The organism is Alteromonas sp. ABD4_190 (assembly GCF_056160105.1).
Genome location: NZ_JBSWWN010000001.1, coordinates 3,503,246 through 3,515,862 on the forward strand (window position 1 = coordinate 3,503,246; position 12,617 = coordinate 3,515,862).

The window sequence follows — 12,617 nt, forward strand, 5'->3', positions numbered from 1 at the left end:
GTTTAGTCCTCATAACGCGATTTATTTGTCTTTCGTATTTCTGCAGCATTTCAACTAAAAACGCCTAAGCCAATGCGTAGTAACAATTGTGTTTGTTACTACGCCTGTGGCTTAGGCGTCTCTTTTATTTCCTAACGCTCTCTGACTGGCAAAGCGACTATCTATTCTCGGTTTAAAAAGGGTTTAAGCACAGCTTTAGCATGTCAACATGACGCAAACATTAAGCACCGCTTAGATAGGCACAGCGCCTACCTAAGCGGGAACCTTCTAAGAGTGCTGAGCGTTAGCTTCTTCCATCTCTTTTTCAAGCTTAGCGCTTTCATCTGCACGAGGTTTGGTGAAGCGTGCCAGCGCTAGGTAAAGCACAGGCGTGAGGTAAAGAGTAAATACCACCGCGATACCCAGCCCTCCAAACACAACCCAGCCAATCGCATTGCGTGCTTCAGCACCTGCTCCTGTTGATAGTATCAACGGTAGACCACCTAGAATTGTAGAAACTAAGGTCATCATAATGGGGCGTAAACGCACTTTGCCTGCTTCCACAATAGCATCATATATATCAAAACCTTTATCGCGAAGCTGATCGGCAAACTCAATCAATAGAATAGCATTTTTGGCAAGTAGGCCAATTAACATAACTAGTCCGATTTGCGAGTATATGTTAATACTAGTGCCGGTTAAAAACAGCGCGTAGACCGCAGCTGCAATACCAAAGGGCACGGTAAGCATAACAACAACGGCGCTATTCACACTTTCAAACTGTGCCGCTAGCACAAGCAAAACGATGACAAACGCTAAAATATAGGTAAGCGCGACCTGTTTGGACGTTTCTTCAAAGGTTTGTGCTTCACCTAAAAAGACCAATCCGATGCCATCGGGCAAAGTATCAAGTGCTAGCGTACGTATTTGATCTACCACCTCACTAAGTGCCACATCTTCTGGCAGTTCCATTTCCAGTTTTATCGCCCGTCGCTGGGCTTGACGTTCTAGTTCAGCAGCAACGCCTTCTTCGCTAATAAATGCCACACTAGAAAGCGGTACTAGATTCCCGTCAACGCTTTTTACATACAGGCTGGTAAGCTCGGAAGGGTCAAGCGTACTGCGGTTATTAGTTTGCAACATGATAGGAATAGCTTGGTCGCCAACGTTTAAATCGGCGATATCATCGCCATTAACGGCTGCGCGCAGCGTACTGGCGATGTCGGTAAGGGGCACGCCTAACTCCTCTGCACGACGGCGGTCTATATTTACGCGCATTTGTGGTTGGGTAGGGTCGTAGCTAATTCTGGGTCTGCCAAGCTCAGGCAGCTTTTCTTCAAGCTGACGGGAAAAGTTTTGCGCTGCTAGAAAAATGTTTTCATAGGTATCACCGGTGAGCGCAATCTCCAATCCGCCACCTTGACCGCGCAAATTAAGGCTATTGCCACCAAAGGCGTTACCAGGCGCACCGGGTATTTGCTGTAGTTTAGGGCGAATTTCGTTTACGACATCTTGAAGTGATTTATCGCGTTCATCCCAATGCTTTAGCGGTGCGGTAATAAATACAATGTTCGGATCCCATGAGCCAACCACCGTATAAATTGAATCTATGGTGCCGTTTTCAACATAAGGTAGCAGCAGCTCTTCCATCTTTTCAGCTTGTCTATCCATAAAGTTCAAACCAGCGCCATCAGGGCCGCGGGCAAATATCCGAATTGTGCCTCTATCTTCGCTTGGCAAAAGCTCATTATCGATATTTTGTGACAATATATAAGCGCCACCGCCAGCGGCTAGGCTAAGTATGCCGACTACCCAGCCATACTTAAGGGCTTTTAGCAGTGAAGCTTGATATACACCAAGGCACGCATTACCAAAGCGTCCAAAGGTTTTACTAAACAAGCCATCGCTTTTTGTTTCTTTTACTTTTAGGCGTGCGGTAAGCGCAGGTACCAAGGAAAGTGCAACAAAAGAAGAGATAACGACAGCGCCTGCTAATACCCCTCCAAACTCTCTAAACAAACGCCCAGCGGTTGAAGGAAGGAATGCAATGGGAATAAATACAGAGGCAAGTACTGCGGTGGTTGCCACTACGGCAAAAAATACTTCACGTGTGCCGATTACGGCTGCAGCACGAGCACCTAACCCCATACTTCTGCGGCGCTGAATATTTTCAGAAACAACAATCGCATCGTCCACAATCATACCCGTGGCTAAAACAAGGGCGAGCAGGGTAAGGATATTAATTGAAAACCCCATGCCCCAAATAATTGCCAAGGCACCTGCTAGCGATACAGGAATAGAAAGCGCCGGAACAATTGTAGCGCGCCATGAACCAATAAATACCAGTAACGTCACCACCACTAAAGCGACGGTAAGGCTAAGCGATATCACAACTTCTTTCACAGAATCTCTAATAAACTCCGCGTCGTCAGCCGTTACCGTGATGTGCATGTCGGTGAAGCGCTTGTCTAGGTCTTTGACCATGGCTAGCACTTCATCAGAAATTTCTATGGTATTAGAGCTAGCTTGTCGAATGACACCCACACCGATTACTGGTGTGCCGTCTAAGCGAACCACGCTGGTGGTATCGGCGGGGCCAAAGTAAACACTGGCGACATCATTAATGCGAATATCACCACTTACAACAATATTGCCAACATCTTCTGCCGAGACTGACGTTGCATCAGCTCGCACAATAAGCGCCTGTTCTGCCGACTGTATACTGCCTGCGGGAACATCAAAAGGCGCGAGCGATAGGGCGTCGGCTATATCACTCATGGAAAGACTAAAGCTGGTAAGGCGAAGCGGGTCAACGGATACGCGCAAGACACGTTCTCTATCGCCGTTTAGGGTAACATCCGCAACACCGGGAATGCTTAGAAACAAAGGCGCTACGTCTGTATCGACGCGCTCGGTGAGTGTTTCCATATCTAGGGTATCACTAGAGATAGCAAGGCTAACTACCGCTTGAGCATCGCTGTCTGCGCGAATGATTGCCACTTGCTCTACGTCCTCAGGAAGTTGACGCTGTACGCGACTTACAGATTCACGCACTTCATTGGCGGCATCTTCTAAGTTGACGCCAGGGCGAAACTCTACACGTACGCGGGCAGAGTTCTCTTCGCTTTGCGCGTATATATTTTTGACACCGCTTACGCGGGCAACTGCACCTTCCAGTCGGCCAGTAACTTCCGCATCCACGGTTTCAGGGGAAGCGCCGGGAAATTGCGCTGTAACCGTAACGCGAGGGGTATCAACATCGGGGAGTTCTCGAACCTCAAGCCCGCTTAAAGCGGCAAGGCCTGCAATGGCAATAAGCAGATTGAGAACAACAATTAAAACTGGGCGTCGTATCGAGAGTGAGGGAAGGTCACTGACTGAAGACGATAGGTTTGGATCACTCACCTTGAGGCCCTCCGGCCAATTCAGTGGTAATTTCTTGACCTGTACGCAAGCGCTGAACACCTTCTGAAATTAACGCATCACCTTCTTCGATATCACCGGATACTAAGATCGTTCCTCTTAAACGCTGGTGGACACTTACATCCACACGCTTGGCTTTCCCGTCTTCGGCAAGCCAAATATACGCACCGGTTGCTCCCCATAGCAATGCGGCTTCAGGCACGGCAGCGTAGCGATCACCTTCAATGCTCAAATTAACCCTAAAACTCATACCCGGGCGGAATTTATCAGATGAGTTATCTAATAGTGCGCGTGCACGAAGGGTGCGGTCAGCTTCATTAATACGAGAATCGACTTGCGCTATTTCGGCTTTCACCAGTTGTTCTTTATCGCTCCAAGGTTCAAGTGTGACGTTCGGCGCATTGAGCAAAACAGGAAGAGCGGCTTCAGGGGCTTTAAAATTGATAAAAAGCTTGCTTCTATTATCGAGCGTGGTGATAACCGTTTGTTCGTTAATCCGATCGCCTACCTCTACGTCAGTAATTCCAACAATGCCGTCAAAAGGCGCGACAATATGTCTGTCTTCTAAATCTGCTTTCGCTTCTTCTAATGCGACCTCAGCAAGATCACGCTGAGTGCGTGCTAGGTCTAGTTCGCTAACGGGCACTGCACCTTGCTTATAGCTTGAGGCCAAGCGCTCTACCGTGCGCTGGGCATCTTCTAGAGTAAGCTTAGCGCGCTTTAATGCAGTTTGTTGCCGTCTATCGTCAAGGCGAACCAATACCTTGCCTTTCTCCACCGATTGGCCCGGTACGAAGTTAATTTCTGTTACTTCATCAGAAACGGCAGGGTATAACACGATAGAGCGTACGGCTTCTGCACTGCCAACCGCTTCAACTTTTCGTGTTTCGTTCATAAATTGAATGGGCTTGGTCACAACAAGCTTCGCTTGTCTATCTCCCATAAACTGCGCGTTCGCATTTGGCAAGATTATTAAGAAAAGAGCACAAAGACGAGTCCATGTCTTTATTGCACCATAGAATGAATTTTTCATTTTAAACCCGTAGCGTTAGTTAAGTTTACTCTGCTCGTCGCTGTTGGAGAGCGGTAAACCCTTTATTTTTTGTATTACCAAACCGGTTGATTTATAGCCGATTGGATAACCGTATTATTTGTACCGTATAGCACCACAGGCGGTTCAGCTAAGCAATTGCAGTTCAGCGTATTCCCTGTACAGGGTATCGCTTTTCATCAAAGAGGCGTGGTCGCCGCTTCCCACCACCTGACCTTTATCCATGACAAGAATGCGATCAGCATGCTGCACTGTGGCCAGACGATGGGCAATGACAATGCTTGTTTTGCCTATCATTAATCTATCTATGGCTTGCTGAACCATACGCTCACTCATAGCATCAAGGGCACTGGTTGCTTCATCGAGAAGTAAGATTGGTCGGTCGGCTAAAATTGCACGTGCTATAGCGATACGCTGTTTTTGTCCACCAGAAAGCTTTACACCGCGTTCTCCTAGCTGAGTGTTGTAGCGTTCATCAAGGTTATCGATAAACTCGTGTGCAAAGGCTTGTTTTGCTGCATTCACAACGGCCTCGTCGGTTGCATCAGGGCTGCCATAACGAATGTTCTCCATTACGGTATCTGCAAATACTACGGGCTCTTGAGTGACAATCGCAATATGCTGCCTCAGTACATTAACGGGCATTTTGTTAATAGGCATCCCGTTAAACAGAATTTGCCCGCTACTTAGGTCGTAAAAACGCATTAGCAATTGAAAGAGGGTGGTTTTACCTGCGCCACTCGCGCCAACTAAAGCAAGGCGTTCACCGGCTTGTATATCAATGTTTAAGTTATTAAACAGAGGTTTACTATTTGGATATGCGAAGCTGACCTTATCCAACTGAATTCTTGGGGCAGCCTTGGAAATTGAAACTTTATTTTCAACCTCTCTGGGGTTAGATTCTTCTGCGCGCTCAGACTCGGTAATTTTCTTCACCTTATCTGATACGGGTTTGATAGCTGACTCAGTAAATAGTTCGTATAAACGTTCGCTAGCCCCCACACCACGCTGTACTTCGCCTATGACTTCACTAATAGTAGCCACACTGCCGCCAGCCATAACGGCATAGAAAAGAAAGGCAGAAAGCTCGCCTACTGTCATGGTTCCGTCGAGTACCTGCCTTGCGCCTACCCAAGCAATAAAGATGATTGCCGTCATACTAATGCACATGATGCAGCCAATAAGTAGTGAGCGATAGTGAATACGCTTTTTAGCTACGTCCATGGCAAGCTCTACTTTTTTGGAGAAATGCAGTCGTTCGGAATTTTCAGCGGTATAGGCCTGTACGGTCATAATTTCATGGAGACTTTCATCGATTCGCGCGCCTAGGTCTGCCACTTTGTCTTGGCTTTCTTTTGCATAGCGACGGACCTGGGGGGCGAGTACCTTAATTGGAACTAGTACCGCAGGTACGGCGACGATCACACAAAATGTGAGTAGGGGGCTAGAAAACGTCATAAGCGCGAGTGCGCCGACAAAAGTCACAACCGAGCGTAGGGTCATCGATAAACTCATTCCCACTACGGTTTGAATGATTGTAGTGTCGCTGGTAAATCGAGAAATTACCTCACCTGTTCGAAGCTCCGCGAAAAATGATGGAGGCAGTGAGAGAAGGTGCGCATATACTTGGTTTCTAATGTCAGCGCTAACCCTCTCGCCAAGCCAGGTCATTAAGTAGAAGCGCGCATAGGTCGCGAGGCAGGCGATGATAGTTATAGCAAGCACCATAACCGTCGCTTTGTTTAAGGTATCAGCAGCATTTTCGATAAAGCCGCTATCTATCGCGTATTTAATGCCTTGTCCAAGCAGAAGCCATGCGATAGCTGCGGTAAAAAGGGCAAAGACAGCGCCTACAACTCGCGTTTTATATTGAAGTAAATGTGAGCCAATCCACTGTAAGACTTGCTTCGTTGATACGGTTGGTAGCGGTGTCGTCAAAATTACCTCGTTGCGTGCGTTACTTCTTTATAGCGCTGTCTCTATAGCGCTATTTGACTTTGATGATTGGATTATACGGTAAAGCGTGTACATTGGACGTAACCAATGCGACTACAGCGACAGTATTTACGCTGGGATGAGAATCAAATGAACAAAAGAAGTAGTGAATAAAATACGCGAAGCGTTTAGTTGAGAGAAAAATTTACTTGTTTGGGGTAGGTAAAGACGCAAGCGCAACCCTGCGTCATTTGGCGTGACTAGTATGATAGAAGGCGGGCGCTAGCGAGAAGTCTCTTCTTTAAACTGTGCCTTCCTTGCATTGTTCAAGGCGTAAATCTCCCACCGATTTTGGGTATTCAACTCGGGTTGTTACAATTTCACTAACAGGAACGCCAGTATCCGTCTCTTGGAGCCATATTTTCATATCGCGGTTGTCGCGGGTCTGGTTAAGGGAGTATCGCTTACCGCCCTCTAGATTTGCATCGAGTCGAACAATAGCCTCTCGCGTGTTACCTTCAGTAAGATCAGTATTTACAACAATAGCGCGAACAAATAGAACATGTTCTCCTTCTTCAACGTCCCGCAGCGCTGATGCATTTGTTGGACGCTGATTAAAGCACATTAGTTTTACGTACTCTCGCTTGTTGTCAAAAGCTTCGCCGCGATTCGCGAAAAAATCTATACGTGCTTCATTGGGTTGAACGTTAGCTTGTTGGTCAATGACATCCGATACAGATGTACAAGCGAAAAGAGGAGCAATGGCAGTAGCGAGTAAGAGCGATGGCAATTTCATTTGAATAATCCTTCTCCGTGAAACCAAAACTGATGTCTACGACAGACAAAAGCTTTAGTTAAAATTAACCTTATCTTAAGCAGCCATCCTTAAAACTGCATGTGGCTGTTCAATTAGCACAACAAACCTGTGCACTATTAACCATACACCAGAATCGTATGTTTAACAGAAATTTACGAGAAATAGGTTAGTTATAAACTCATTTCGGCGTCAGTAATGCTCTTATAAATAAAAGCCTAACTAAACACAGGAAAAGTCAGGTTTTTACTTGCATTGGGTGGCGATATCCGTATAATTCGGCGGCCTTCTAATTGGCGTCTAATTTTTAGTCGTAGTTTGAAGGCTTAAGTTAACGGTAACGCTACAACGAGTTTGAGGCATTTATGGTTACTATTCGTTTACAGCGTGGTGGCGCGAAAAAGCGTCCATTTTATCAACTAGTGGTGGCTGATAGCCGTCGTGCAAGAAACGGTCGTTTCATTGAAAACATCGGTTTCTTCAACCCAACTGCACAAGGTCAAGCGGAACGTCTTCGCGTAGATCTAGAGCGTGTTGAATACTGGGTTGGCGTAGGCGCGAGCTTATCAGATCGCGTTTCTAGCTTGGTAAAAGAAGCGAAAAAATCTGCAGCGTAAGCTGTTATTAACTGGTGGTATAGATGAGTCTAGCGTCTGACAAAGTGATTGTTGGCAAAATTGGCGCACCGTACGGTGTTAAAGGTTGGGTCAAAATCAACAGCTATACAGAAACGCCAGAAGGTATTTTTGAGTACACGCCTTGGTTTCTTGGCGAAGAAAAAGAGTACCAAATTGACCAGTGGCGACCGCACGGTAAAAGCCTCGTTGCAAAAATTATGGGCGTTGATAGTCGAGATGATGCAGAGCGCATCAAAAACTTGGATATCAACATAAATGCTTCACAGCTGCCTGATTTAGGCGACGAAGGGGTTTATTGGCGTGAGCTCACCGGCATGAAAGTAGTAACAACGCAAGGTTACGACTTGGGTGTGGTGAAAGAAGTGTTTAATACAGGTGCTAACGACGTGATTCACGTTAAAGCAAATGTAGGCGACGCTTTTGGTCAAAAAGAAAGACTATTGCCTTTTGTGTTCGACGAAGTCGTACAAGAGGTGGATAAGGAAGCGAAGGTCATTAAAGTTGACTGGGACCCGGGGTTTTAAGTGACACCGGAAAAGTGGTTCGGCGTTGTTAGCCTGTTTCCAGATATGTTTGCCCCTTTTACCCAACAGGGTGTGATAGGTCGAGCAGTTAAGTCTGGAACGTTATCGGTTGACACCTTCAACCCCCGTGACTTTACACATGATCGCCATCGTACAGTAGACGATCGCCCCTACGGAGGCGGACCCGGTATGCTGATGATGGTAAAACCGCTAACCGACGCAATACAAGCTGCCAAGAAAGTTGGCGGCGAAAAAAGTAAGGTGATCTACTTATCACCACAAGGGAAACCCCTTGACCAAGCAGGCGTACAGCGCCTTGCTAACATTGACCGCACAATTTTAATTTGCGGCCGATATGAAGGTATCGACGAGCGAGTAATTGAAAGCCATGTAGATGAAGAAGTCTCTATTGGTGATTACGTGCTAAGCGGCGGTGAGCTACCAGCAATGGTCCTTATGGACGCGGTTGCTCGATTAGTTCCTGGCGTGTTGGGGCATAAAGCTTCAGCAGTTGAAGATTCTTTCACTGACGGTCTTTTGGATTGCCCGCACTATACGCGGCCCGAAATACTCGATGGTCAAAAGGTACCTGACGTGTTGTTAAGTGGGGACCATGAAAAAATTAGGCAGTGGCGATTGATGCAATCATTAGGTAGAACCTGGCAGCGTCGCCCTGAATTGTTAAATCACCTAGCTCTGACTGAGGAGCAGCAGCGTTTGCTTGAATTATTCCAAGCGCAACTGCAGCAAGATGACAGTTAACTAGGACGAGAGGATATGATGAGCAAAGTCAGTCAAGATATCATCAAAAAAATCGAAGAAGCACAGCTAAAGACTGATGTTCCTGCGTTTGGTCCAGGTGACACAGTAGTTGTTAAAGTTCGCGTTACCGAAGGTGACAAAGAGCGTCTTCAGGCTTATGAAGGTGTTGTTATCGCTAAACGTAACCGTGGTCTGCACTCGTCTTTTACCGTGCGTAAAATTTCTAGCGGCGAAGGCGTTGAGCGTGTGTTCCAAACACACAGCCCGGCAGTTTCTTCAATTGAAGTGAAACGTCGCGGTGCGGTTCGTCGTGCTAAGCTTTACTATCTACGTGAGCGTTCAGGTAAATCTGCACGTATCAAAGAGAAGCTTAACTAAGATTACTAATCCTTGCGTTATTGTTAACTTCGAAAAAGCCCGCGTTAAGCGGGCTTTTTTGTGCGTGAAATTCGATCTTTTTTCTTCATTGCTCAATACAAACATTAACGTTTCTTAATAGAGTAAAGAATGAGCTCAGATTATTTTATTGTGCTAGGCATTATTGGTGTTGCCTTCTTTGCTATTTCCGGGGCACTGCTAGGACACGAAAAGAATATTAATGGTTTTGGAATAGTAGTTGTGGGGGTTATGACGGCGCTCGGCGGCGGCACGCTAAGAGATTTACTTTTGGGGAAACCTATATTCTGGGTAGAATCCTCCGAATACCTTCTAGCGACTTACAGTGCGATCTTCGTCACAGTGATATTAATACGTCACTTCCCATCCCCTTCAAACCTTTACTTCATTCTAATTGATACAATAGGGCTTGCCATATTTAATGTCATAGGCATTGAAAAAGCCTTGATCAGCGGCACTGGGATGATTGTCGCACTAACTATGGGAATGACCACAGGCATCTTCGGTGGTTTGATGAGGGACGTGGTGTGCCGAGAAATGCCTTATGTTATGCGTGGTGATGTCTATGCGAGTGCATGCTTTGCTGGAGGGCTAACATATGCTGCGCTATTTGCAGTAGATATTCCTTATATCTGGTGCATTTTGGGCTCTGTTGGCGTAACCGTTTTATTGCGGATAGCGTCACTTCATTGGGGAGTGAATGTGGATTTGTTCAGAAAACGGACGCCAAAGCATTGAGAAAAAATAGTAATATGCAAGTTCGTGTATAAATTTTACTTCGTAAGACTGCGTTTACTTCTCGGTATACACAGCCTTATAAAAATTAATACCAGTCCCGCATAAATAACTACGCCATAAGTGAAAGTGCTTCTATTAAAGGCTTATTTTCGCTGTCGATAGTATCGATAATATGTCTGTGCAGACGTTTTTTGTGTTCGCCAAATATGCTTCGCTTTTTATCGAAGGTTTTAGCGTAATTAAGTGCCCCTTCTAGCAAACTTTCTTGGCTATCGTATGCTTTCTCTACCACATGATCTTGCTCTAATTCTTTACCGGAAACCCGTCTTCCTGAAAGCTTCATTTCGTTAAACCTATAATAAGGCATCGCCTTTTTAACAAACTCAATCATTCCGGGTAAAAAGGGAATAGATAAGTCGACTTCTGGAAAACAGAAAAACCCTTTATCTGAACGCATAAACCTGAAGTCGCAAGCGCACGCCAAAATCGCACCATTGCCAAAAGCGTGACCATTGATAGCCGCTATAACAGGGAGGGGGTAAAGTAACAGCGTTTTGAATACCTCGTCCATGTCATGCATGAACTGCTTTATTTCTTCAGTACGGCCCGTTTTCATTGCCGGCATAAGCCAGTCTGTGTCTATACCTAGGCTAAAGCATTTCTCATCGTTTGACGTGAGCACTAGCGCTTTACAGCTCTCATTTTGCTCGATGGTTTCTAACGCTGAAAGCATCTCTTTTGCAAAGAGAGGATTATGACGGTTTTCACCATTTTTCATGGTTAGAATAGCGACATTACCAGTGTACGTGAGGGCTAAATTTTGCATCGTTTTCTCGTTTTTATTCTAATGACGCTATGATACCGAAGTCTGTCGATAGATGAGAAATTTAGCTTATTTATGTTGGTCAATTATCTCATTAAATCTTCGGGGGGATCGGACGCTCAAACATACATTACAGATACAAAGTGCTTGGCCAAAGAGGTTATGTTGAATAAACCTCACTGCTGGTTAAAAAGTGGGCTAGCAGTGCGCGCTATTGCCATTCAGTCATGTTCATTCACTTCGAATCTACCCTAGATTAAAGTATTATTCGTTATTGCTTGCGCTATTATTCTTAAATTGTTAAAAAGTCAATGACGTTAAAGAAATATAGAAAAAGCTGGTTGTACAATAAAGTTTACATGCAGATTGCATACTCTTTTGGCGTTTAATTTTCCGTTTTTATTTGTAGTTAAGAGAGTAAGAGAGCTCCCATGATCAAGGACACCGTTAATAATGTTCACGTAAGTACAGAAGACGTACTTATTACCCCAGAAGCGCTTAGTGCTGAACTGCCTGTTTCAGACAAAGCGTTAGAGGCTATTTCTGAGTCTAGAAAAATCGTATCTGACATCATTCATCGCCGAGACCATCGACTACTCGTAGTGTGTGGACCATGCTCGATACATGACATTGAAGCAGCTAAAGAATATGCGCTTAAGCTCAAAGAACTTCACGAGTCATGCAAAGACACATTATTTATCGTAATGCGCGTCTACTTCGAAAAGCCGCGTACCACGACTGGTTGGAAAGGTTTAATCAACGACCCTCATATCGACGGTACGTTTGATATTGAAACAGGTCTTCGCAAAGCAAGAGAGCTTTTAATTTGGTTAGCTGAACTTGAGTTACCCGTTGCGACGGAAGCGTTAGATCCTATTAGTCCGCAATACCTTGCTGAGCTATTTAGCTGGGCGGCTATTGGTGCGCGTACCTCTGAATCGCAAACTCACCGTGAGATGGCCAGCGGCCTTTCTATGCCGGTAGGTTTTAAAAACGGCACAGATGGAAGCTTGGATATTGCTATTAACGCGCTTAAATCTGCAGCGTCGGGCCACCGTTTTATGGGAATTAACAAGCAAGGCCAGGTAAGTATTATCGGTACCAGCGGTAATCCAGACGGTCATATCATTCTTCGCGGTGGAAAACAGCCAAATTATGACTCTGTATGCGTATCAGAATGTGAAATTGAGCTACAGGGTGCGGGTTTGACAGCAGGTTTGGTAGTTGATTGCAGCCATGCAAACTCCTCGAAAGATTATCGCCGTCAGCCGTTGGTTGCTCAGAACGTGGTCAATCAAATATTAGAAGGCAACCAGTCTATTATTGGCGTTATGCTGGAAAGTCATTTGAAACCTGGTAATCAAAAAGCAGAAGGCAAGAAACCTGAAGAGCTTGAGTACGGTGTTTCAATTACAGACGGATGTATCGATTGGGAAACAACAGAGAACTTAATATCTCAAACCAGAGATAAGTTAATAACTGTGTTACCCTTACGCCAAAATAAGCGCACGGTGGCGTAAATCCAAGTAACGCC

At 45.5% G+C, this 12,617-nt stretch carries 11 protein-coding genes; 6 read left to right on the top strand and 5 right to left on the bottom strand.

Going from position 1 to position 12,617, the window contains the following annotated elements; all coding sequences use genetic code 11:
- Positions 1-267 precede the first annotated feature (267 nt).
- The 4 genes from ACXAFM_RS15265 to ACXAFM_RS15280 all read right to left on the bottom strand — a co-directional run bounded on the left by ACXAFM_RS15265 (position 268) and on the right by ACXAFM_RS15280 (position 7,184).
- Entirely contained in the window at positions 268-3,384 is a 3,117-nt protein-coding gene (locus ACXAFM_RS15265; protein ID WP_474832143.1) for an efflux RND transporter permease subunit, read from the bottom strand.
- On the bottom strand, positions 3,377-4,435 hold the full coding sequence (locus ACXAFM_RS15270; RefSeq protein WP_474832145.1) for an efflux RND transporter periplasmic adaptor subunit: 1,059 nt from the start codon (positions 4,433-4,435) through the stop codon (positions 3,377-3,379). The genes ACXAFM_RS15265 and ACXAFM_RS15270 overlap by 8 nt, the downstream gene beginning before the upstream one ends.
- Before the next feature lie 144 nt (positions 4,436-4,579).
- Complete coding sequence (locus tag ACXAFM_RS15275) at positions 4,580-6,391, bottom strand: ABC transporter transmembrane domain-containing protein (protein WP_474832148.1); 1,812 nt, start codon at positions 6,389-6,391, stop codon at positions 4,580-4,582.
- A 298-nt stretch (positions 6,392-6,689) separates the two neighbouring features.
- Positions 6,690-7,184 (bottom strand): hypothetical protein, encoded by a 495-nt coding sequence (locus ACXAFM_RS15280; protein WP_474832150.1) that lies wholly within the window; start codon positions 7,182-7,184, stop codon positions 6,690-6,692.
- Between the two features lie 383 nt (positions 7,185-7,567).
- Between ACXAFM_RS15280 and rpsP the strand changes: the two genes are divergently transcribed.
- From rpsP to ACXAFM_RS15305, 5 genes are all read left to right on the top strand, one after another.
- The gene (gene rpsP, locus ACXAFM_RS15285; protein ID WP_014948832.1) at positions 7,568-7,819 is read left to right on the top strand and encodes a 30S ribosomal protein S16; all 252 of its coding nucleotides are present in this window, start codon (positions 7,568-7,570) and stop codon (positions 7,817-7,819) included.
- A 23-nt stretch (positions 7,820-7,842) separates the two neighbouring features.
- Complete coding sequence (gene rimM / locus ACXAFM_RS15290) at positions 7,843-8,364, top strand: ribosome maturation factor RimM (RefSeq protein ID WP_474832153.1); 522 nt, start codon at positions 7,843-7,845, stop codon at positions 8,362-8,364.
- Positions 8,365-9,126: a tRNA (guanosine(37)-N1)-methyltransferase TrmD gene (gene trmD, locus ACXAFM_RS15295; protein ID WP_014948834.1), complete on the top strand. Its 762-nt coding sequence runs from the start codon at positions 8,365-8,367 to the stop codon at positions 9,124-9,126. It begins immediately after the preceding gene.
- Positions 9,127-9,144: 18 nt separating this feature from the next.
- Positions 9,145-9,504, top strand: a complete 360-nt coding sequence (gene rplS, locus ACXAFM_RS15300) for a 50S ribosomal protein L19 (protein WP_024015986.1) — start codon at positions 9,145-9,147, stop codon at positions 9,502-9,504.
- 129 nt (positions 9,505-9,633) lie between these two features.
- Positions 9,634-10,260, top strand: coding sequence for a trimeric intracellular cation channel family protein (locus ACXAFM_RS15305; protein WP_474832155.1), 627 nt, complete (start codon positions 9,634-9,636; stop codon positions 10,258-10,260).
- A gap of 109 nt (positions 10,261-10,369) precedes the next feature.
- Here the strand turns inward: ACXAFM_RS15305 and ACXAFM_RS15310 are convergent, their stop codons facing one another.
- Positions 10,370-11,086 carry an enoyl-CoA hydratase/isomerase family protein gene (locus ACXAFM_RS15310; protein ID WP_474835084.1) on the bottom strand — a complete coding sequence of 239 codons (717 nt, stop codon included), beginning with the start codon at positions 11,084-11,086 and terminating at the stop codon, positions 10,370-10,372.
- A 428-nt stretch (positions 11,087-11,514) separates the two neighbouring features.
- Here ACXAFM_RS15310 and ACXAFM_RS15315 point away from each other — a divergent pair, with 428 nt between their 5' ends.
- Positions 11,515-12,603 (top strand): 3-deoxy-7-phosphoheptulonate synthase, encoded by a 1,089-nt coding sequence (locus tag ACXAFM_RS15315; protein ID WP_474832160.1) that lies wholly within the window; start codon positions 11,515-11,517, stop codon positions 12,601-12,603.
- The last annotated feature ends 14 nt before the right edge of the window (positions 12,604-12,617 follow it).